21 protein-coding genes are annotated in these 19,733 nt (G+C 67.5%); 8 read left to right on the top strand and 13 right to left on the bottom strand.

All coding sequences use genetic code 11. From position 1 onward, the window contains the following. Positions 1 to 55 precede the first annotated feature (55 nt). The 6 genes from hisIE to DT343_RS15275 all read left to right on the top strand — a co-directional run bounded on the left by hisIE (position 56) and on the right by DT343_RS15275 (position 6,201). Positions 56 to 679, top strand: a complete 624-nt coding sequence (hisIE, locus tag DT343_RS15300; RefSeq protein ID WP_112863540.1) for a bifunctional phosphoribosyl-AMP cyclohydrolase/phosphoribosyl-ATP diphosphatase HisIE — start codon at positions 56 to 58, stop codon at positions 677 to 679. A gap of 48 nt (positions 680 to 727) precedes the next feature. Further along, positions 728 to 2,188, top strand: a complete 1,461-nt coding sequence (gene zwf, locus DT343_RS15295) for a glucose-6-phosphate dehydrogenase (protein ID WP_112863539.1) — start codon at positions 728 to 730, stop codon at positions 2,186 to 2,188. Continuing rightward, positions 2,181 to 2,897 (top strand): 6-phosphogluconolactonase, encoded by a 717-nt coding sequence (gene pgl, locus DT343_RS15290; protein WP_112863538.1) that lies wholly within the window; start codon positions 2,181 to 2,183, stop codon positions 2,895 to 2,897. Before zwf ends, pgl begins: the two co-directional genes overlap by 8 nt. 1 nt (position 2,898) lies before the next feature. Continuing rightward, on the top strand, positions 2,899 to 4,788 hold the full coding sequence (edd, locus tag DT343_RS15285; RefSeq protein ID WP_112863537.1) for a phosphogluconate dehydratase: 1,890 nt from the start codon (positions 2,899 to 2,901) through the stop codon (positions 4,786 to 4,788). Between the two features lie 30 nt (positions 4,789 to 4,818). Beyond that, on the top strand, positions 4,819 to 5,805 hold the full coding sequence (gene glk, locus DT343_RS15280; protein ID WP_112863536.1) for a glucokinase: 987 nt from the start codon (positions 4,819 to 4,821) through the stop codon (positions 5,803 to 5,805). A gap of 90 nt (positions 5,806 to 5,895) precedes the next feature. Next, complete coding sequence (locus tag DT343_RS15275) at positions 5,896 to 6,201, top strand: hypothetical protein (RefSeq protein WP_017504395.1); 306 nt, start codon at positions 5,896 to 5,898, stop codon at positions 6,199 to 6,201. A gap of 80 nt (positions 6,202 to 6,281) precedes the next feature. Here DT343_RS15275 and DT343_RS15270 read toward each other — a convergent pair whose 3' ends face one another. After that, entirely contained in the window at positions 6,282 to 6,644 is a 363-nt protein-coding gene (locus DT343_RS15270; RefSeq protein WP_112863535.1) for a hypothetical protein, read from the bottom strand. After that, positions 6,641 to 7,936: a homogentisate 1,2-dioxygenase gene (hmgA, locus tag DT343_RS15265; RefSeq protein ID WP_181669212.1), complete on the bottom strand. Its 1,296-nt coding sequence runs from the start codon at positions 7,934 to 7,936 to the stop codon at positions 6,641 to 6,643. The genes DT343_RS15270 and hmgA overlap by 4 nt, the downstream gene beginning before the upstream one ends. Before the next feature lie 114 nt (positions 7,937 to 8,050). Between hmgA and DT343_RS15260 the strand changes: the two genes are divergently transcribed. Then, complete coding sequence (locus DT343_RS15260) at positions 8,051 to 8,563, top strand: GNAT family acetyltransferase (protein ID WP_112863534.1); 513 nt, start codon at positions 8,051 to 8,053, stop codon at positions 8,561 to 8,563. Here the strand turns inward: DT343_RS15260 and DT343_RS15255 are convergent. Together DT343_RS15255 and DT343_RS15250 are read right to left on the bottom strand one after the other, a co-directional pair. Further along, positions 8,560 to 8,817, bottom strand: coding sequence for an Lrp/AsnC ligand binding domain-containing protein (locus tag DT343_RS15255; protein ID WP_039244189.1), 258 nt, complete (start codon positions 8,815 to 8,817; stop codon positions 8,560 to 8,562). The two genes, DT343_RS15260 and DT343_RS15255, sit on opposite strands and share 4 nt — an antisense overlap. Before the next feature lie 73 nt (positions 8,818 to 8,890). Then, complete coding sequence (locus DT343_RS15250; RefSeq protein WP_112863533.1) at positions 8,891 to 9,403, bottom strand: GNAT family N-acetyltransferase; 513 nt, start codon at positions 9,401 to 9,403, stop codon at positions 8,891 to 8,893. A gap of 202 nt (positions 9,404 to 9,605) precedes the next feature. On the opposite strand from DT343_RS15250, the gene DT343_RS15245 reads away from it, so the two are divergent. Further along, positions 9,606 to 10,286, top strand: coding sequence for a bifunctional 4-hydroxy-2-oxoglutarate aldolase/2-dehydro-3-deoxy-phosphogluconate aldolase (locus DT343_RS15245; RefSeq protein WP_112863532.1), 681 nt, complete (start codon positions 9,606 to 9,608; stop codon positions 10,284 to 10,286). A gap of 13 nt (positions 10,287 to 10,299) precedes the next feature. On the opposite strand, the gene DT343_RS15240 is transcribed toward DT343_RS15245, so the two are convergent. The 9 genes from DT343_RS15240 to DT343_RS15200 all read right to left on the bottom strand — a co-directional run bounded on the left by DT343_RS15240 (position 10,300) and on the right by DT343_RS15200 (position 19,667). Continuing rightward, positions 10,300 to 10,812 (bottom strand): periplasmic heavy metal sensor, encoded by a 513-nt coding sequence (locus DT343_RS15240; protein ID WP_112863531.1) that lies wholly within the window; start codon positions 10,810 to 10,812, stop codon positions 10,300 to 10,302. Continuing rightward, complete coding sequence (locus tag DT343_RS15235) at positions 10,809 to 11,210, bottom strand: hypothetical protein (RefSeq protein ID WP_112863530.1); 402 nt, start codon at positions 11,208 to 11,210, stop codon at positions 10,809 to 10,811. The genes DT343_RS15240 and DT343_RS15235 overlap by 4 nt, the downstream gene beginning before the upstream one ends. Further along, the gene (locus tag DT343_RS15230) at positions 11,207 to 11,779 is read right to left on the bottom strand and encodes an RNA polymerase sigma factor (protein ID WP_055752815.1); all 573 of its coding nucleotides are present in this window, start codon (positions 11,777 to 11,779) and stop codon (positions 11,207 to 11,209) included. Before DT343_RS15230 ends, DT343_RS15235 begins: the two co-directional genes overlap by 4 nt. Positions 11,780 to 11,844: 65 nt before the next feature. Next, positions 11,845 to 12,486: an EF-hand domain-containing protein gene (locus DT343_RS15225; RefSeq protein WP_220116734.1), complete on the bottom strand. Its 642-nt coding sequence runs from the start codon at positions 12,484 to 12,486 to the stop codon at positions 11,845 to 11,847. 47 nt (positions 12,487 to 12,533) lie between these two features. Next, complete coding sequence (locus DT343_RS15220) at positions 12,534 to 15,458, bottom strand: bifunctional [glutamine synthetase] adenylyltransferase/[glutamine synthetase]-adenylyl-L-tyrosine phosphorylase (RefSeq protein WP_112863529.1); 2,925 nt, start codon at positions 15,456 to 15,458, stop codon at positions 12,534 to 12,536. A gap of 4 nt (positions 15,459 to 15,462) precedes the next feature. Next, positions 15,463 to 16,890 (bottom strand): sensor histidine kinase, encoded by a 1,428-nt coding sequence (locus DT343_RS15215; protein ID WP_112863528.1) that lies wholly within the window; start codon positions 16,888 to 16,890, stop codon positions 15,463 to 15,465. A gap of 3 nt (positions 16,891 to 16,893) precedes the next feature. Next, positions 16,894 to 17,298 carry an endonuclease domain-containing protein gene (locus tag DT343_RS15210; protein WP_112863527.1) on the bottom strand — a complete coding sequence of 135 codons (405 nt, stop codon included), beginning with the start codon at positions 17,296 to 17,298 and terminating at the stop codon, positions 16,894 to 16,896. Positions 17,299 to 17,372: 74 nt separating this feature from the next. Next, on the bottom strand, positions 17,373 to 18,044 hold the full coding sequence (locus tag DT343_RS15205) for a response regulator transcription factor (protein WP_017504381.1): 672 nt from the start codon (positions 18,042 to 18,044) through the stop codon (positions 17,373 to 17,375). Between the two features lie 84 nt (positions 18,045 to 18,128). Beyond that, the gene (locus tag DT343_RS15200) at positions 18,129 to 19,667 is read right to left on the bottom strand and encodes a Do family serine endopeptidase (protein ID WP_112863526.1); all 1,539 of its coding nucleotides are present in this window, start codon (positions 19,665 to 19,667) and stop codon (positions 18,129 to 18,131) included. Positions 19,668 to 19,733: the final 66 nt, after the last annotated feature.

Genomic DNA, 19,733 nt, shown 5'->3' with positions numbered 1-19,733 from the left:
CGCTGCGCGCGGTCCCCCTCCCCCGCTTCGCGGTGGAGGATCAGGAACAACGACCATGATCGACCCGAACACCATCGACTTCGCCAAGGGCGACGGCCTGGTCCCCGTCGTGGTTCAGGACGCCGCAACGCTGCAGGTCCTGACCCTGGCCTATATGGATCGCGCGGCGCTGGACGAGACGATCGCATCCGGCGAAGCCACCTTCTTCTCGCGCTCGCGCGGGGGGCGGTGGAGGAAGGGCGAGACCTCGGGCGACCGGCTTCACATCGTCTCCATCACGGCCGACTGCGACGCCGACGCCATCGTTTTGGGCGTCAGGCCGGTCGGAAACGCCTGCCACCTGAACCGGACGAGCTGTTTCGGCGAGGCCGACGCGCCGGGCCTAGGTCGGATCGCCCGGCTGGAGCGGACCATCGCCGAACGGGCCGCCGCCGATCCGTCCAAAAGCTGGACCGCCCGACTGATCGCACAGGGGCCCAAACGCATCGCGCAGAAGGTCGGCGAAGAGGGCGTGGAGACCGCGCTGGCCGGTGTCGCCGGCCCGGACGAGGAACTCGCCAGCGAGGCTGCGGATTTGATTTATCACCTGCTCGTTCTTCTCCATGCCCGTAACATGGTGTTTCAGGACGTGCTGGACGTGTTGGCCTCGCGGGCGGAAGCGGCCAAAGACAGCGGCTAGACCGTAAAGGCGTGCGTCCCGACAAATGGGATCATCGAGGGACAAGACATGGCGGCTCTCATTCTGTTTGGCGGCGGCGGCGATCTGGCGATGCGCATGCTCCTGCCGTCGCTCTATTTCCTTGAACACGACGGCCTGCTGCCGGAAGGGTTGAAGATCATCGGCGCTGCGCGTTCCGAAGAGAGCGCCGACGACTATATCGCCAAGGTTCACGAGGCGGTGAAGGCGCGCGCCGAAGCCGACAAGGTCTGGGACGAGGCCAGCTGGTCGCGGATGAAGGCCCGCCTGGACTATCTGGCGGTCGACGCCACCTCGCCCGAAAGTCTCAAGCCGCTGAAGGACAAGGTCGGCGACGGCGAGGTCACCTCCTTCCTGGCCGTGTCCCCCTCGCTCTACGCCCGCATCGTCACGGCGATGAAGGCGGCGGGTCTGGCGGAAAAGAACTGCCGTATCGTGCTTGAAAAGCCGGTCGGGCGCGACCTGAAGTCCTTCCTCGAAATCGACGACGCCGTGGCCCACGCCTTCAGCGAGAACCAGGTGTTCCGCATCGACCACTATCTGGGCAAGGAGACGGTCCAGAACCTGATCGCCCTGCGGTTTGGCAACACGATCTTCGAACCGTTGTGGAACAACCTGTCCATCGACCACGTGCAGATCACGATCGGCGAGACGGTCGGCGTCGGCGATCGCTGGCCCTACTATGACGAATACGGCGCCCTGCGCGACATGCTGCAGAACCACATGCTGCAGCTGCTGTGCCTGGTGGCGATGGAGCCGCCCAGCGACCTGGACCCCGACTCAGTGCGTAACGAGAAGGTCAAGGTGCTGCGCTCCTTGCGTCCGATTACCCCCGACGAGGCTGAGCGCGTGACAGCGCGCGGTCAGTATGTGGCGGGCGTCTCGGAGGGCAAGCCGGCCAAGGGCTATGACGAGGAGCGCGGCCAGCCGTCCGACACCGAAACTTTCGTCGCCGTTCGGGCCGACATCGACAACTGGCGCTGGGCGGGCGTGCCCTTCTTCATGCGGACCGGCAAGCGTCTGCCCGAGAAGCGCACCGAGATCGTCATCCAATTCAAGCCAGTGCCCCACTCGATCTTCGATCGCGACGACCGCGGCGAGGTTCAGGCCAACCGGATGATCATCGAGCTGCAGCCCGAGGAAGACATCTCTCTGACGGTGATGAACAAGCGCCCGGGCCTGGATCAACGCATGCAGCTGCAGCCGATCAAGATGAGCCTGTCGTGGGGCGTTGACGGCAAGGGCGACGCCCCCCCGCGCCGCCGCATCGCCTATGAGCGTCTGCTGCTGGACGCGATGGCCGGAGATTCGACTCTGTTCGTGCGCCGCGACGAGGCCGAGCAGGCCTGGAAATGGGTGGACGAGGTGTCCGAGGCCTGGGCCGAATCTGGCCTGAAGCCCGACGACTACGTCGCCGGAACCTGGGGTCCCGACAGCGCCGACATGCTGATGGCCCGAACCGGCCGCGACTGGAACACCACCGATGTCTGAGACCCCCGCCATCGAAGCCTTCGCCTCCGTCGAGACCTGGGCCGAAGCCATCGCCGCGCGTCTGGCCGAAACGCTTGGCGCGGCCGTCCGCGACCATGGGCAGGCTCTGTTCGCCGGTCCCGGCGGTTCGACGCCTGCGCCCGTCTACCGCCGCTTGGCGGCGACCGATCTGGACTGGTCCAAAATCGCCGTGACCCTGGTGGACGAGCGGTATGTGCCCGAGACCTCGCCGGAATCGAATGCCCGTCTGATCCGCGACGTGCTTCTTCAGGACAAGGCGGCGACGGCCCGCTTCATCCCGCTCTATACGCCCGAGGTCACCGTGGACCGTGCGGCCATCGTGGCGGCCAAGGCCCTTGGCGATGCCGGCGCCCGCTTCGACGCAGTCCTTCTCGGCATGGGCGAGGATGGCCATATCTGCTCGATGTTCCCCGAAAGCCCGACGCTGAAGACCCTGTTGACGCCGACGCTGAAGCCCACGGTGCTGGGCGTGCCGCATGGGCGCGACGGCATGGCGCCGACGCTCGAACGGCTGTCGATCAACCTGCCCTATATGATGTCTGCGGGCCGGGTGATCCTGGGCCTGAAGGGCGCCGCCAAGCGTCGGGTGTTCGAAGAACAGGCCCAAGGCGATCCGAAGATCCAACCCATCGCCGCCCTGATCGCCGCCGGCGTTCCCCTTGAAGTTTTGTGGACGGAGGAAGGCTGAAATGGCGCTTCATCCCACCGTGGCGGCCGTCACCGCCCGCATCGTCGAAAAAAGCCGCGAGACCCGCGCCGACTACATCCGTCGCATGGACGCGGCGCGCGACAGCGGCGCCGGCCGCGCCAAGCTGAGCTGCGCCAACTGGGCCCACGCCTTCGCAGGTCAGACCATCGCCGACAAGCTGACGGCGATGGACGGGTCCAAGCCCAATCTGGGCATCGTCACCGCCTATAACGACATGCTGTCGGCCCACCAGCCGTTCGAGCGCTTCCCCGACGTGGTGCGCAAGGCCGTGCGCGAGGTTGGCGCCACGGCTCAGGTCGCCGGCGGCACCCCCGCCATGTGCGATGGCGTCACCCAGGGTCGTCCCGGCATGGAGCTGTCGCTGTTCAGCCGCGACCTGATCGCCATGTCGGCGGGGATCGCACTGACGCACGACGCCTTCGACGCCGGTCTGATGCTGGGCGTGTGCGACAAGATCGTTCCGGGCCTGTTCATGGGCGCCCTGGCCTTCGGCCATCTGCCGGTCGTCTTCGCCCCAGCCGGCCCGATGCCGTCGGGCATTCCGAACGCGGAAAAGGCCCGCGTCCGGGCCGAATATGCGCAGAACAAGGTCGATCGTCAGACCCTGCTGGAAAGCGAGATCGGCAGCTATCACTCGCCCGGCACCTGCACCTTCTACGGCACGGCCAACTCCAACCAGATGATGATGGAGCTGGGCGGACTGCACATGCCCTCCACCGCCTTCGTCCATCCCGATACCGGCCTGCGCGACGCTCTGACGGCGGCGGCGGCGAAACGGGCGGTCGAACTGGCCCGCAGCGGCGAGTGCAGAATGGCCGACGTCATCGACGAGAAGTCCATCGTCAACATGATCGTGGCCCTGCTGGCCACCGGCGGCTCGACCAATCACGCCATCCACCTGGTCGCCATGGCGCGGGCGGCAGGCGTGCTGATCGACTGGACCGACATGGACGAGCTGTCGTCGGTCACGCCACTGCTGGCGCGGGTCTATCCCAACGGCTCGGCGGATGTGAACGCCTTCCAGGCCGCCGGCGGCGTCGCCTTCATCGCCCGTGAGCTGGCGATGGCGGGCAATATCCACACCGACGTGACGACCATCATGGGTCAGGGCATCCAGGCCTATTTCCAGGAACCGTCGATGGTGGACGGCGAACTGGTCTGGCGCGATGGGGTCCAGGAAAGTCTTGATCTCGATATCCTGCGCCCGGCCTCGAATCCCTTCGACAAGGAGGGGGGCCTGCGTCTGGTTCAGGGCGACCTGGGCCGCGCAGTCATCAAGATTTCCGCCGTCAAACCCGAGAACCGCATCGTCGAGGCGCCCGCCGCCGTGTTCGAGACCCAGGAAGACGCACTCCAGGCCTTCCGGGATGGCAAGCTGTTCCGCGACGTGGTCGTTGTCCTGCGCTTCCAGGGGCCCAAGGCGAACGGCATGCCCGAACTGCACAGCCTGTCGCCGGCCCTGTCCGTCATTCAGGACAAGGGGTTCAAGGTCGCCTTCGTCACCGACGGCCGCATGTCGGGCGCCAGCGGCAAGACGCCCGCCGCCATCCACGTCTCGCCCGAGGCCTTGGCCGGCGGTCCGCTGGCCCATGTTCAGGATGGCGACATCATCCGCCTGGACGCCGAGGCCGGGGTTCTGACCACCGTCGGCGTTTCCGACCTGACCGCTCGTCCGCTGGCCGCCCGATCCACCGTCAACGCCGAGGGTTCGTCCTGGGGCTATGGCCGTGAATTGTTCGGCGCCTTCCGCCATGTGGTCACGACGGCCGAACAGGGGGCGACGGTCTGTTTCGCCCTGCCGACCGGTTCGCGCGGCAACGACGACACCCCGCCCAATCCCAACTTCGTCGATCGGACCGTGGACGCCTGATCCACCGAACCGAGCGCAGGAAACGCCCCAATGAATGACAAGACCCTCCTCGTCGGCCCCCAGCTTGTTGGGGATGTCGGCGGCACGAACGCCCGCTTTGCCGTGGCCCGCATGGTCGACGGCAAACCCGTGCTGGACCATCACGAGAGTTTCCCGGCCGAGACCTATCCGACCTTCCTGGAAGGCGTCGCCGCCTTCATCGACGGCTGCGAGGTCAAGCCGACGGGCGGCGTGATCGCCGTCGCCGGTCCGGTCACGGACGGCGCCATCGACCTGACCAACTCGCCCTGGCAGGTGTCGGAGGCGGAGCTTCAGACCCTGGGACTGAAGCCGGTCAAGTTGATCAACGATTTCGAGGCCCTGGCCTGGGGCGCGCCAGTCGTACCGGAAGACCAGTTAGAAAGCTTGGGCGGTCCGGTCGACGGCGATCCGCACTGCACCGTAGCGGTGCTCGGCCCCGGCACCGGCTTCGGGGTCTCGGCCTTAGTGCGCGATGCGGCCGGCAAGGAAATGGCCATGCCGTCCGAGGGCGGGCACGCCTGCTTCCCCCCCGGCGATCCGGTTGAGGATGAAATCCTGCGCATTCTGCGTCGCCGCTATGACCGGGTGTCGATCGAGCGTCTGATCTGCGGTCCGGGTCTGCTGAACATGCACCGGGCCCTGGCCGAGATCGACGGGCGCGAGACCCACATTGACGATCCCGCTCAGATCACTGCAACGGCCCTGGCCGATCCGAACAGCCCATGCGGCGCGACCCTGGCCCGCTTCTGCGCCATCCTGGGCGCGGTCGCCGGCGACATCGCCCTGACCACCGGCGCGCGCGGCGGCGTCTATATCGCCGGCGGCATCGTTCCGCGCATCCTGCCCTTCATCAAGGCCAGCCCGTTCCGTCAGCGCTTTGAGCGCAAGGGTCGGTTCAAGGAGTATATGCAGGATATTCCGACCAAGGTGATCATGCACAAACACGCCGCCCTGCTGGGCGCCGCGCGGGTCGCCTTCGCCCAGTCGGAGGGCTGACGCGACGGGCGATCACGAAAATCTCACGGCGGCGTGAACCGAACCGTCACCGTGGCGTTTGTGTGGTTCCATCTAGGAGAGGAAACTCACATGAAAAAGTTCGCCATCGCCGCCGCTTCGGTCTTCATGCTGGCCGGTGTCGCCGCCTGCGGTGAAAGCGCCGCCGACAAGGCCGCTGAAAAGCAGGCCGACGCCATCGAAGCGACGGGTGAAGCCCGCGCCGATCAGCTCGAAGCACAGGCCGCCGCCACTTCGAACGAAGCACAAGAAAAGGCCCTGAACGACAAGGCCGATCAGGTTGAGCAAAACGCGGACCGCAAGGCCGACATGGTCGAGCAGAAAGCCGGCAACGCCGACGGCGGCATGACCACCGCCAACACGCCTTCGACCCACTAAGGTCTGGCGACCCACTAAATCCGTTTACGGATGGATCAGCCCCCGTCGTTCGCGACGGGGGCTTTTTCGTGCCTGCGACCTCAGTCGATGCACAGTGTCGGGCCGGCCTTGCCGTCCTCGACCGTCGTATTGCATCCGAAGCGGTCGCTGGTCGCCTGACACACGCCGGTCGCCGCCGTCCCCGGCGCCACGCCGCTGTTGCCCTCGATGCGGCAGTCGCCCTGGCACTGATCGCCGTCGGTGCAGCGCTTGCCGGCGTCGGCATAGCTGATGACGCATTGCCAGGATTGCATCCGCCCAACCTGTTTCATCGTGCCGCCGCGTGTGGCGCAGGACGCGGCGTCGGCGCTCTGCATCGGCGCATCCGACGCCGCTCCAGAGGTCTGGGGCGCGCAGGCGGCGGCCAGAAGCGCGACGGCGGCGATGAGGGAAATGCGGATCATGAGATCTGTCCTTTGGTGAAGCCTGACCAGACGTCGTCGTAGTCGAGCTGCATCTGCGGTGATTCCGACGCCCATTTCGTGACGCGAATCGGCATGCGCGTCTCGAACATGAAGGCCAGGGTGTTTTCGATCTTGTGCGGCTTCAGCTCGGCCTTGATCGCGCCGTCATAGCTGGCCTGATCGGGGCCATGGCCGCTCATGCGGTTGTGCAACGACGCGCCGCCTGGCGCGAATCCGCCGGCCTTGGCGTCATAGGCGCCGGTCACCAGACCCATGAACTCGCTCATCACGTTGCGGTGGAACCACGGGGGGCGGAAGGTGTCCTCGGCTACCATCCAGCGCGGCGGGAAGATGACGAAGTCGATATTGGCCGTGCCAGGCGTCTCGGACGGACTGGTCAGGACGGTGAAGATCGATGGATCGGGGTGGTCGTAGCTGACGGTGTTGATGGTGTTGAACCGCGCCGTGTCATAGCGGCAGGGCGCCAGATTGCCGTGCCAGGCGACGACGTCCAGCGGGCTGTGATCGAAGGTCGTGGCCCACAGGCGGCCGCCGTATTTCTGGACGCACTCGGTCGGGCGATCAACGTCCTCATAGGCCGCGATCGGGGTCTCGAAGTCGCGGGGATTGGCCAGGCCGTTCGAGCCGATGGGGCCGAGATCCGGCAGACGGAACGGACTGCCGTAATTCTCGCAGACATAGCCTCGCACCGGCCCCTCAACCTCGACGCGGAAGCGCACGCCGCGCGGGATCAGGACGATATGACCCGGCTGGGCCTCGATCACGCCGAACTCGGTGACGAAGCGGTGGGCGCCTTCCTGAGGCACGATCAGCAGTTCGCCGTCGGCGTCATAGAAGACCCGGTCAGTCATCGACCGGTTGGCGACATACAGGTGAATGCCCGCACCGGCCCCGCCGTCCGGCTCGCCGTTGCCGCCATAGGTCGTCAGCCCCTCGACCCAGTCGGTCGCAGCCTGCGGCATCGGCAGCGGGTCCCAGCGCATCCGGTTGGGATTGGGCGGCGTCTCGTCGAACGGACCGGAGCGGACCCGCCCCTGATCGAAGCGGGTGTAAGGCCCATGCTGGGCCGACGGACGCAGGCGATAGAGCCAGCTGCGCCGGTTCTCGGCGCGCGGGGCGGTGAAGGCCGTGCCGGACAGCTGTTCGGCATACAGGCCCATCGGCGTCTTCTGCGGCGAGTTGCGACCGACCGGCAGGGCGCCGGGCGCGGCCTCGGTCGCGAAATGATTGCCGAAACCGGTCATGTAGGCGGGCGCGTTGGATCGCGTCATATCGTGTCTCCCTATGCCCCTCGTTTAGCCGTCCCCGGCGCCAGCGTCACCCTTTGCCCGTCAGGCAACAGCTTGGCGGTTGGCGCGTTGCTGTGGCCTCGCGGAGGGATTTCCATGACCTATCTGACCCGGGCGGTGTTCGCCTTCGCCAGCCTGCTGCTGTTGCTGGCGGCCATGGCCCTGATCGGGTTCGGGGTGAAGGATGCGCTGCACGGCATCGGCTCGCCCGACAAGTCCGGCGCCGACGCGGTTCTGGACGTGCTGGGCTATGTCATCGTCGCCATCGCCGTCTTTGACGTGGCCAAATATATCTTCGAGGACGAGGTGCGGCGCGGGAATGAGCGTCGCAGCGCCGCCGAGGCCCGGCGCAGCCTGACGAAGTTCCTGTCGACCATCGTCATCGCCCTGTTCCTGGAAGCGCTGGTGGTGGTGTTCAAGACGGCGCGCGAGGACGTGGCGCAGCTGCTCTATCCCACCGCCCTGCTGATCGCCGCGGTGCTGGTTCTGGTGGGCCTGGGCGTCTTCCAGCGCCTGTCGGCCACGGTCGAGGAAAAGGTCGGCGACGACGACGAGGCCGAGGAGCGCAAGGACGAGGTCAAGCGCAAGGCCAGCCCCCGCAAAGCCTAACCCTTCGAGGGCAGGAAGGGCGAGAAGGTGATGACCGTGAAGGTGTCGCGCACGTGCGGCCGCGTCTGGACCTGTTTCGTCACGAAGGTGCCGATGTCGGCGTCGCGCGGCAGGTTGAACTTGGCCAGCAGGTCGTGCTGACCAGAGGTGGAATAGACCTCCGAGACGTTCTCGACATTGTCCACGATATCGGCCGCCACGTCGTTGGCGTAGCCCAGCTCGCATTTGATGAAGACGAAGATGGCGGTCATCATGGCCGTGGCTTTCCTGCAGTTTGGACGCCTTCTAACCGATGGAGACCGCCGCTGAAACGCCTGACGGCGCTGATTAGCGCAGCCGTTTGCTGACCCAGACCAGGGGGGGGTCGTCCTCGACCGGCGCGAGATCGAACCCCATATCGTTCTCAACCTGCAAGGCAGCGTGGTTGGCGCGATCCTCCAGCGATTCCAGGACCGCATAGCCGCGTGTACGCGCTTCGGACACCAATCTTTCCAGCAGGGTCCAGCCGATCCCCTGGCCCTTCAGGTCGCCCCGTAGCAGAATGGCGGCCTCCGCCCGTTCGCCCGCCGTATCGCCGGCCAGAACGGCGGTCGCCGCGACGGTGCCGTCCTCGCCCCAGGCAATCAGGCTCTCGCCATCGCCCGAAGGCTTTTCGAGAAGGGCCAGAAGTTGGTCGTGACCGGGCGCGCCCTTGGTGGAGAGAAAGCGGAAGCGCATATCCTCGGGCGTCACCTTGGCGAAGAAGGCGGCCAGAGCGCGTTCATCCTCGGCGCGCGCCGCACGCACCTCCAGACGCACGCCTGTGCGAGTGACGAGCCGTTCACGATCGAGCAGAGTCATGGGGTTCTCCTTTTGCACCAAAACCCTCGGCCTTTCGCCGACGTCGCGCCTTGACCTCGATCAAGACCATCGAATGAAACAATATGTTCCGTCGCCTAAAGGCGAAGCAGCCTGCACAGGCTTTGGCCTAGTCCGAGCGTGCGATAAGCAGAAGGCCGAACGGTCCCACGATCCTTCCCATCGGGACCATCAGGAGACAGACATGGCCCATGATCGCGTCAGCGTGCTTCAGGCGCTTCAGACCCAGGGCGTGTGCCCGGTCTTCTACCACCCCGATGCCGAGGTCAGCCTGAACGTCATTCGCGCCTGCGCGCGCGGCGGGGCGCCGGTGGTCGAGTTCACCAATCGCGGCGACTTCGCCTGCGACCTGTTCGGCGAGATCAATCGCGAACTGATCAAGACCGACCCCAACGTCGTCCTAGGCATCGGTTCGGTCGTCGATGCGGGGACGGCCTCGCTTTATCTGAACCGGGGCGCGCGGTTCGTGGTCAGCCCCTGCCTGATCCCCGACGTGGCCAAGGTCTGCAACCGCCGCATGGTCGCCTATTTCCCCGGCTGTGGGTCGGTGACCGACATCGGCGAGGCGCACGAACTGGGCTGCGATATCGTCAAACTGTTCCCCGGCTCGTCGGTCGGCGGACCGGACTTTGTCAAGGCGGTCAAGGGCCCGATGCCCTGGGTCAAGATCATGCCCACCGGCGGCGTCGATCCGGACGAGGCGTCGATCGCCAAATGGTTCGGCGCGGGCATCATCGCGGCGGGGATGGGCTCCAAGCTGGTGACCGATGACGCAGTGAAGTCGGGCGACTGGGCCGCCATCGAGGCGTCGGTGCGCTCGGCGGTGAACGCCGTCGCCGCCTTCCGCGCGTCCAAGAAGGGCTGAGCGCCCAAGCGCGTCAGCGGGGCGCGCGGTCGTCCGGCTGACGGTGATCCGGCCCGTGCGCGACGGCGCGACGGGCGGCGCCCTTACGCTGAAGGATCGGGGCCAGGGCCTTGCGCTCCTCGGGCGTCAGCGTCGCCAGCACGGCGACCGCGCCGTTTTCCAGGCGGGTGCGTCCCCGCATCTCGGCGGCTCTGGACTGTTCCAGCAGGCTTTCGACCCGGGCCGCGTCCAGGGTCGGCTGACCGGCGACGTCGATGGCCTCGCGCCGGGCGGCGCGGGCCGCCTCGAAATCAGGACGCGCCGCCAGAGCCGATTCTCGCAGCGAGGTGCGCACGCGCTGGCGCACGCCCGGATCCAGATCGGCCAGCACTTCGGCCAGCGGTCCCTCGCGGCCCGGACGGCGCTGATCCTCGATCCGGCGTTCGATCCGGTCGCGATTGACGACATAGGTCACCCCGCCTGCCACGGCGAACAGATTCAGGGCCACCGAGACGGCCAGGGCGATCTTCAGGCTCTTGGACGTCATCCCAACAGTTCCGTGTCATCCACGCCCGTCAGCGAGGATTGGTAAAGCACCGCATCGGCGCGCGCGTCGGCGGTCAGATGGGTGGTCAGGCCGACGCCGGCGACCACGCCCGCACAGGCCGCGGCGGCCCAACCGGCGCCGAGGTACCAGATCGCCTTACCCAGACGGCTTTTCGCCCGGGGCGCAGCCGCAAGGATGCGCGCGGTCAGGGCGGCGGACGGGACAGGTCTGGGCGCGACGTCGAGCAGAGCGTCCAGCGCGGCCGCCTGATCCAGCACCGCCTTCAGCGACGGATCGGCGGCGATCAGGCTTTCGGCGAAGGCGCGCTCGGACGCGGGCCACCGACGCAGGTCGGCGCCGTAGGCGTCCGCCAGTTCGTGCAACCGTTCCGCCTTCATCGTCCGTCTCCTCTAATCGACCCCGGACCGATGTCCGAAAGGGCCAGACGCAATGCGCGACGACCGCGCGACAACAAACTCTCCAGCGCCTCGACGCTGATCTCCATCAGGGCCGCTGCATCGATATTCGACAGCTCCTGATAATGGCACAGGACGATGGCCTCGCGCTGTCGGTCCGGCAGCCGTTTCAGAGCCGCCGTGACCCGCACGCCCGTCTCGGCCGCCAGCAGACCGCGATCCGGCGCCGGGCCTTCGTCGGGACGATCCGGCGGCGTGTCGGTCGGGATTTCGCGCCGACGCCTCAGCCGATCGTAACAGAGGTTCAGCGCGACCCGGTGCAGCCAGGTGTCGAACCGGGCCTTGCCGGGCGTCCACTTTGGGGCCTGACGCCAGGCCTTGAGCATCGTCTCCTGGGCCACGTCCTCGGCCTCGACGGCGTCGCCCAGCATGCGCTGGGCCAGAGACAGGATGCGCGGCAGCTTGCGCGAGACGAGCGTCTGCGCCGCCGCCGGGTCGCCCTGCCCCACGCGTCGCACCAGATCCTCGTCGGGGTCGACGATCGCGACCAAACCTGCCTCTTCCGCTGCTGACGAAAGGGACCGGTGCGTTCACGACGGCCGACCCCGACACCGTCTTACTCCGAAGCCGGGACGGGGGAAGCGGGTTGTTGCGTCTGATGCCTAGTCTGGCGGGCCGCGCGGCGTTCCTGGCTTTGCTCACGCTGCGCGGACATGGCCGCCCGGCGTTCGTCGGCGGAGATCACGCCGTCGCGGTCAGCGTCCATCTTGTCGAACCGCTCGCCCAGCTTGGCGGCGGCTTCGGCGATCACCACCGGCCCGCGCTCGCGTCCTTGTCCGCGCATCGCGTGATGCGCGCCGCCACGAAGACCCTCACGATGACCGGCGCGTTCGGCGCGCGGACCGCGATCCGGGCGTGCGGCATGGCCGGCGTCGAACTCGGCCCGGCTGATGGAACCGTCGCCGTTCGCATCCAGCTTGGCGAAGCGGTCGCCCGCGCGTTCGGCGCGACGGGCCTGCATGGCGGCGGCGCGCTCTTCGGGGCTGACCACGCCGTCGCCGTTCGTATCGAGCGCGGTCAGACGCGCGATGCGCGCATCGACGAACTCGGCGCGGGTGATCTGGCGGTTCGGATCCGCGCGCGAGTGATGCGGCGCAGGCGCGCCGGCGGCGGGAGCCGGCGGAACCTGTGCGGTCGCGGCGCCGGCGGCGGCGGCCAGAGCGATGACGCCCAGGCCGGTCAGAAAGGTCTTTCTCATCTCGATCATCTCCATGGGCGCGTCTGGCGCCCTTTGACATTGCCCTGTCAGGAGATTGAACGCGGCGTTGCGGATTCTCCGTCGCGGCCTGCTGGAACCGCCCGCTCGAAGGCCTTTCGCGCCCGCGCGCGCAGGTCGGTCAACTCGGTCTTCAGCGTGTCGAAGTCCGGCGCGCCGGCGGCCTCGGCCACACGCAGCTGGAAGACGCCGGGCTCGCCCTCCGGATCGACCCGCCCCTCGAAGGCGGCGGCCAGAAGATGGGCCAGACGCTGCTGCACGCGCCAGGCCTCGGCTAGGACCGGGTCGTCGTGCAGGGCCTCAAGCGTCGACAGGGTCAAGGGCTCGCCGATGGCGGCGGCCTGAAGCTGGCGGAACTGGGCCGCGAACTCGGCGTCCACCTGCCCGCCCGGCGACAGCTTCAGATCCCAGAATCCGTGCGGGCGACGCTCGCGATCCATAAGGCTACGCATCTTTCGGATGTCGGCGGCGACATCGACGCCGGGACGCGGGCGACGCAGGGCGGCCTCGATCGCCGCCGAAACCTGGGCGCCGAACTTGGGATCGCTGGCCCAGACCACGCGAGCGCGAGTCAGAACCATGAACTCCCAGGTCTCGGCCTCCTTGGCGTAATAGGCGTCAAACGCCTTCAGCCGTACCGAAACCGGGCCTTTGGAGCCGGTGGGGCGCAGGCGCATGTCCACCTCATAGAGGCCGCCTTCCGCCGTATGCGCCGACAGGGCCGCGATCAGCCGCTGGGTGAAGCGGGCGTAGAAGACGTCGGCCGTCCAGCCCTTGATCTCGGAGGTCGCCTCGGGCGGCGCCTCGTACAAAGTCATCAAATCCAGGTCCGATCCGGCCGTCATCTCGCGCGAGCCGGCCTTGCCCAGGGCGACCACCGCCACCGCGCCGGGAAAGGCGCCGCCCAGCCGTTCGGTCTCGGCCAAGGCGGCCGGCGACAGGGTGCGCATGGCGGCGTCGGCCAGGGCGGCATAGGCGCGGCCCGCCGCCTCGGCTCCCGCCCGGCCGGTCAGGGCGTGGATGCCGATGCGGAACATCTGCTCGCGGTGCAAGCGGCGCACGGCGTTCATGGCCCCCTCGAAATCGTCGGTCTCGCCCGCCTCGCGCAGCATCTGTTCGGTTAGGCCGGTCTCTTCGGACAGATCGACCAGGAAGCGGGCGTCCAGCACGCCGTCCAGCGCCGCCGGTTGCCGGCCAAGGGTCCGGGCGAGACGCGGTGCGAAGGCCATGACGCCCAGCACCATCTCGAACAGTTTGGGCTGGTTCAGGAACAGGGCCTGGACCTGCACGCCCGCCGCCAGGCCGGAGAAGAAGACCGCGAAACGGCGAAACGCCTCGTCGGGCGCACCGGATCGGGCAAGGGCCTCCAGCAGGCGCGGAGCCAGGCGGGTGAACAGTTCGCGCCCCCGCGCCGTGCGCGTCGCGGGGATGCGGCCGTGGTGCCAGCTGCGGATCGTATCAGCGACCGACGGCGCCTCGGAAAAGCCCATGCGACGCAGGGTTTCCAAAGTCTCGGGATCGTTCTCGACCCCGGTGAAGACCAGGCTGCCGTAACTGGAGTCCAGATCTTCGCCGCCCTCGAACAGTTCACCATAGCGGGCGTTGACCCGCGCCAGCAGGGCTTCGACCCGGCCGTCGAAGGCGGCCAGGTCGTTCGAACCGGCCAGGGCGGCGACGGCGGCGCGGCGCTCGGCGTCCTCGGGCAGGCGGTGGGTCTGCTCGTCGTCGAGCATCTGCACGCGGTGCTCCAGCCCGCGCAGCGCGACATAGGCGGCCGACAGTTCTTCGCAAACCGCCTGGGGCACATGGCGAGCGTCGGCCAGGGCCTTCAGCGCCTCCAGCGTGCGGGGCTTGCGCAAAGCCGGATCGCGGCCGCCCAGGATCAACTGCTGGGTCTGGGCGTAGAATTCGATCTCGCGGATGCCGCCGCGTCCCAGCTTCAGATTGGCCCCGGCGGCCTGCAGCCCCTCGCCCGTCTTGTGGACGTGGATCTGTTTCTTGATCGACTGGATGTCGAGCACGGCCGCGTAGTCCAGGCTGCGCCGCCAGATGAAGGGGATCATGGCCTTCAGGAACCGACCCGCCGCGCGCATGTCGCCCAGCACCGGCCGCGCCTTGATGAAGGCCGCCCGCTCCCAGTTCTGGCCGACGCTCTCATAATAGGCCAGGGCCATCGGCCCGGCGACGACCGGCGGGGTCGAGGACGGATCGGGCCGCAGCCGCAGATCGACACGGAAGACGTAGCCGTCGCCCGTCCGCTCGGTCAGCAGGGTGGCGATCCCCTTGCCGACGCGATTGGCGAAGTCCTGCATTTCCTCGCCTTCGCGCAGGGCCAGGCCCATCAGGCGCGGCTCGAAGAAGAGGGAGATGTCGATGTCGGACGAATAGTTCAGTTCGTTGGCGCCATGTTTGCCCATGGCCAGGCCGAACAGGCCGGGAATAGGGCCGCGCGGATCGCCGGGCGGCGAGATCAGCCGGCCGCGCGCCCTCTGTTCAGCGGCGACCGCGCGCAGGGCGGCGCGGCATGAGGCGTCGGCGAACCGGGACAGGGCGTCGGTAACCTGATCCAGATCCCACACCCCGCCCAGATCGGCCAGGGCGGTCAGCAGGTGCAGGTCGGCCTTCAGCACCCGCAGCGGGGCGCGCACCGCGTCCGGCTCGGCGTCCAGCGCGTCCGTGTCGCGAAGAATCCGCTCCAGCGCCTCGACCGGATCGGCGTTCAGCAGACGACCCAGATGGGCAGGCCGGCGGCGCATCAGACCGGCGAGATAGGGCGAGGCGCCGGCGACGGGGGCCAGGGCGGGCCAGGCGGCGTCCAGAGTCTCGCGCCAGCCGTCGGCGTCGGCGGCTTGGATCAGGGTTTCGTGCAGGCGGTCGGCGGCGGCGATATTTGTGACCGGACCGGCGGGCGTGAGGCTGTAGGCCAGCGGGATCGAGGTTTCTGGATGGGCCATCACATCATCCGCTCATCCCTGTCGAGGCCGGCGGCAGCACTAGCGCCACTCGCAACCCTGGTCCGAAGTCGCCGTAGGCGCCGGGGCCTTCGTCCAGCACCACCCGTCCGCCGTGCGCCTCCGCCACCGCCGTCACCAACGAAAGCCCCAAGCCCGATCCGGGTTCGGTGCGGCTGTTGTCCAGGCGCACGAACCGCTGAACCACCCGCTCTCGGTCCTCTTCAGGCACGCCCGGTCCGGTGTCGGTGACCGAATATTCGATCTCGCCAGACGAGCGCCGGCGCGCGCGCAGCTTCACCGCCCCGCCGGCAGGGGTGTATTTGATGGCGTTGTCGATGAGGTTGGCCAGGGCCTGGGCCAGGAAGGGCTGGTTGCCTTCGATCATCAGCCCCTTTTCGACCTCGGACGAGAAGTCGATGTCCTTGTCCTCGGCTGCGGGTTCATAAAGCTCGGCCATGTCGGCGGCGAGGTCGGCGGCGTCCATGACCTTGGGATCCGGCGCCCCGCCCGCCTGCAGCCGCGCGATGGCCAGGACGGTGTTGAACGTCTTCAGCAGATGGTCGGCCTCATCCAGGGCGATGCCTAGGGCGTCGACCCCGTCGATCTTGCCGGCTTCGGCGTCGATCAGGGCCACCTCCAGCTTGGCCCGCATCCGCGTCAGGGGCGAGCGCAGGTCGTGGGCGATGGCGTCGCCGGCGTGGCGGATGGAGGACATGGACGCCTCCAGCCGATCCAGCATGGTGTTCAGCCCCTGGCCCAGTTCGTCCAGTTCGTCGCCGGTGTGGCGCACGGGCGCACGGATCTTGAGATCGCCGTCCTGCACCGACTGCACGACGCGGTTCAGCCCGGCCATGGCGTTTTCGACCCGCCGGCTGATGTAGAGACCGCCCGCCAGACCCAGCAGCATGACCAGAGCCATGGCGCCCCACAGGGCCTGGGTCAGCCGCGCCAGATAGGCCTCGATGTCGCCGATGTCCTGACCGACGAACAGATGCTCTCCGCTCGAAAGCGTGGTCATGACCCCGATTGAGCGGCGTTGCTGAACCTTGCCCTTTGAATCTGTCGAAGTCAGGCGGAAAGTCTCCCAGTCGCTGGCGCCGGCCGGCAGGCTGAGGTCGATGTCGATAGGGGATTCGGTGATGTTGCCGGTGATCGTCTTTCCGGCCTTGTCGGTCAGCAGATACAGATACGGCCCGCCCCGGATGGAGCGTTCGACCAAGGCCTGGTTCAGGGCGTCGATGCCGCGCGTGCGGTGGATCGCCGTCAGGGCGCCCAGTTCGATCTCCACATCCGCCCTGGCCCGGCCTTGAGCCTCCGACGCCGAGGCGAAATAGACATAGGCCAGGATCGCCCCCGCCGCCGCCACGAACAGCGCCAGGAACAGCAGCGTCAGCCGAAACGGCGTGCGGCGAAGGAGGGAGGGAAGACGCATGACTCAGGAGATATCTTCTCCCTCCCCCCGCGGGGGAGGGTGGTCGCCGCGCAGCGGTGACCGGGTGGGGCGGGCAAGGCAACGCGCGCGCACATCTTCGACGACGTGAGCCAACTGATCTCGCACCATGAGATTGTCATACCTCAAGGTCAGAAGCCCTTCCCTGGCCAAAACAGCATCGCGCACACTATCCTGCCGCATGCGATCTTCACTGAGATGAGAGCCGCCATCGACTTCCACAATCACACCCCGAGACCAACAAAAGAAGTCGAGGTAGTAGCCGCGCAAGGGAGCCTGTCGGCGAAAATGCAAATCGTCGCGTCTGAGTTCGCGTAAAGCGACCCAAAGACGCGCTTCCGATGGGGTGAGCGCCTTACGCATCGCGCGGGCTTTAGCGATGATCGCCATGTCGCCTTGCCCTCCCCACCCGGCCGCTAAGCGGCCACCCTCCCCCGAGGGGGAGGGAGAATTCCGTGCGCCGCCTAGGCCTCCAACCGATACCCGGCCCCGCGCACGGTTTGCAGCATGGCGCGGTCGAAGCCCTTGTCGATCTTGGAGCGCAGGCGGCTGATGTGGACGTCGATGACGTTGGTCTGGGGGTCGAAATGGTATTCCCAGACCTTCTCCAGCAGCATGGTGCGCGTCACCGACTGGCCGGCGTGGCGCATCAGGAACTCCAGCAGCTGGAACTCGCGCGGCTGAAGATCGATCTCGGTCGTTCCGCGATGCACGGTACGGCCGATCAGGTTCATTTCCAGGTCGCCGACCTTGAGCACGGTCTGCACCCCGCCGGTCTCGCGACGACGCGCCAGGGCCTCGACACGCGCGATCAGTTCGGCGAAGGCGTAGGGCTTGACCAGATAGTCGTCGGCGCCGGCCTTCAGGCCCGTGACCCGGTCCTCGACCTCGCCCAAGGCCGACAGGAACAGGACCGGCGTCTGATCGCCGCCCTTGCGCACCGTTTCGACCATGCCGACGCCGTCCAGGCGCGGCATCATCCGGTCCACAACATAAACGTCGTAGCCGCCTTTTTGCGATTCCAGCAGGCCAAAGGCGCCGTCCACGGCGTGGGTGACCTCATGTCCGGCTTCGGACAGGCCCCGCACCATGGCGGTCGCCGCCTCGGCGTCATCCTCGACCACCAGAATCCGCATCGAAACCCCTCCCGGAATCAAAATCGCCGCCGATGGTAGCGCATCGGCGGCGATTGACGAGTTAAGGCTTGGTCAGAATGCCGATCATTCGCCGGCGGCGAACTTCAACGGCACCGGGCTGGTGCCCTGCGGCGTGCGCACGAACAGCAGGATGCTGGGACGACCCGCCTGTTTGGCCGCCGCCACCGCTGCGCGCAGATCGGCGGCGGACGTGATGTTGCGATCATTGGCGCGGGTGATGACGAAGCCCGGCTGGAAGCCGAGGCGCGCCGCAGCCGAACCCTGTTCGACGTTGGTGATCACGACGCCGTTGACGCTGGCCGGCAGGCTGAAGCGCGAACGCGCGGCCGGCGTGATCGCGGTGACGGCGAGCCCTTCGATCGTGTCGCCCTGACCAGGCTGGCTCTGCCCCGGATTGGCGCTTCCGCCCTCTTCCGACGCAGCGAGCTCCTCTTCCGAAGGACGGGTGCCTGAGCGCACGTTCAGGGTCTGGCGACGACCGTCACGAATCACTTCCAGGCGAATGGTGTCGCCCGGCTTGGCCGCGCCGACCCGACGGGTGGCTTCCTGGCTGTTCGCCACCGCCTGGCCGTTCACGCCGACCAGAAGGTCTCCGACCTGGACGCCGGCGCGCGAGGCCGGGCCGTCCTCGGTCACGCTTTCGATCAGAGCGCCCTTGAAATCCTTGGGCTGGCCCAAGGCTTCCCAACCGTCGGGGCTGAGGGTGCGAAGACCCAGGCCCACATAGCCGCGCTCGATCGACTGACCGCGCATCAGGCGTTCGGTGATCGTCTTGGCGGTGTCCGCCGGAATGGCGAAGCCGATGCCGACCGATCCGCCCGTGGGCGAATAGATGGCCGAGTTCACACCGATGACGCGGCCGTGGATGTCGAAGGTGGGGCCGCCCGAGTTGCCCCGGTTGATGGCGGCGTCGATCTGGATGTAGTCGTTGTAGCCCGATGGATCGATGTCGCGGGCCTTGGCAGAGACGATGCCCGCCGTGGCTGTGCCGCCCAGACCGAAGGGGTTGCCGATGGCGATGACCCAGTCGCCCACGCGCGGCTCGGCCGTCTCTTCGAAGCTGACGTATTTGAAGTCGTTGCCCTCGACCTTGATCACCGCCAGGTCGGTGCCGGGATCGCGGCCGATCAGGCGGGCCGGCAACTCGCGACCGTCCGACATCTTGACCTTGATCTCGGTCGCGTCGGCGACGACGTGATTATTGGTGACGATAAAGCCGTCCTGCGAGATGAAGAAGCCCGAACCGGCGCCTTGAGTCGTCTGCGGTTCGTCATTGCCCTGACCGCCACGGCCTTGCGGCGGCACGAACTGGAACGGCAGGCCGGGGATCTGGAAGGCGCCGCCCTGGGGCTGGTCCACCTTGACCGTCACGTCGATCTGAACGACGGCGGGCGAGACCTGGTCGAAGATGGTCGCGAAGCTGCTGGGCGCGCCCGGCGGGGGCGTGAAGGCGTCGCCGTTGGCCGGGACCGGGGTGATCCGGTTCACCGCCTGCGGTTCCGCGTGCGCGCCGGGCCAGGTGATGACGCCGCCGGCGGTCGCCGCCGCCGCCAGGGTCAGGCCGGCCGCGGCCCCGAGAATGAACTCCTTGCGCTTCAGCATCGTGGTCCTTGCGATCCTCTTGTCCAGCGCCAGACGGGCGCCGGTTTCGCGATTGATATAGCCCGA

Origin of the sequence: Brevundimonas vesicularis, assembly GCF_900445985.1 — a bacterium.
Lineage (GTDB): Bacteria > Pseudomonadota > Alphaproteobacteria > Caulobacterales > Caulobacteraceae > Brevundimonas > Brevundimonas vesicularis_D.
The sequence above is the reverse complement of the archived record's forward strand: the minus strand, read 5'-3'. Positions and strand labels throughout refer to the sequence as shown.

Bases quoted from the DNA above. Each gene is read 5' to 3' on its own strand.
- DT343_RS15220 (WP_112863529.1), bottom strand. From the start codon at position 15,458: ATGGCCCATCCAGAAACCTCGATCCCGCTGGCCTACAGCCTCACGCCC.
- DT343_RS15275 (WP_017504395.1), top strand. From the start codon at position 5,896: ATGAAAAAGTTCGCCATCGCCGCCGCTTCGGTCTTCATGCTGGCCGGT.
- DT343_RS15205 (WP_017504381.1), bottom strand. From the start codon at position 18,044: ATGCGGATTCTGGTGGTCGAGGATGACGCCGAGGCGGCGACCGCCATG.
- DT343_RS15255 (WP_039244189.1), bottom strand. From the start codon at position 8,817: ATGATGACCGCCATCTTCGTCTTCATCAAATGCGAGCTGGGCTACGCC.
- glk (WP_112863536.1), top strand. From the start codon at position 4,819: ATGAATGACAAGACCCTCCTCGTCGGCCCCCAGCTTGTTGGGGATGTC.
- DT343_RS15250 (WP_112863533.1), bottom strand. From the start codon at position 9,403: ATGACTCTGCTCGATCGTGAACGGCTCGTCACTCGCACAGGCGTGCGT.
- DT343_RS15210 (WP_112863527.1), bottom strand. From the start codon at position 17,298: ATGGCGATCATCGCTAAAGCCCGCGCGATGCGTAAGGCGCTCACCCCA.
- DT343_RS15200 (WP_112863526.1), bottom strand. From the start codon at position 19,667: ATGCTGAAGCGCAAGGAGTTCATTCTCGGGGCCGCGGCCGGCCTGACC.
- hmgA (WP_181669212.1), bottom strand. From the start codon at position 7,936: ATGACGCGATCCAACGCGCCCGCCTACATGACCGGTTTCGGCAATCAT.
- edd (WP_112863537.1), top strand. From the start codon at position 2,899: ATGGCGCTTCATCCCACCGTGGCGGCCGTCACCGCCCGCATCGTCGAA.
- zwf (WP_112863539.1), top strand. From the start codon at position 728: ATGGCGGCTCTCATTCTGTTTGGCGGCGGCGGCGATCTGGCGATGCGC.
- DT343_RS15235 (WP_112863530.1), bottom strand. From the start codon at position 11,210: ATGAAGGCGGAACGGTTGCACGAACTGGCGGACGCCTACGGCGCCGAC.
- pgl (WP_112863538.1), top strand. From the start codon at position 2,181: ATGTCTGAGACCCCCGCCATCGAAGCCTTCGCCTCCGTCGAGACCTGG.
- DT343_RS15260 (WP_112863534.1), top strand. From the start codon at position 8,051: ATGACCTATCTGACCCGGGCGGTGTTCGCCTTCGCCAGCCTGCTGCTG.
- DT343_RS15270 (WP_112863535.1), bottom strand. From the start codon at position 6,644: ATGATCCGCATTTCCCTCATCGCCGCCGTCGCGCTTCTGGCCGCCGCC.
- hisIE (WP_112863540.1), top strand. From the start codon at position 56: ATGATCGACCCGAACACCATCGACTTCGCCAAGGGCGACGGCCTGGTC.
- DT343_RS15215 (WP_112863528.1), bottom strand. From the start codon at position 16,890: ATGCGTCTTCCCTCCCTCCTTCGCCGCACGCCGTTTCGGCTGACGCTG.
- DT343_RS15225 (WP_220116734.1), bottom strand. From the start codon at position 12,486: ATGAGAAAGACCTTTCTGACCGGCCTGGGCGTCATCGCTCTGGCCGCC.
- DT343_RS15245 (WP_112863532.1), top strand. From the start codon at position 9,606: ATGGCCCATGATCGCGTCAGCGTGCTTCAGGCGCTTCAGACCCAGGGC.
- DT343_RS15240 (WP_112863531.1), bottom strand. From the start codon at position 10,812: ATGACGTCCAAGAGCCTGAAGATCGCCCTGGCCGTCTCGGTGGCCCTG.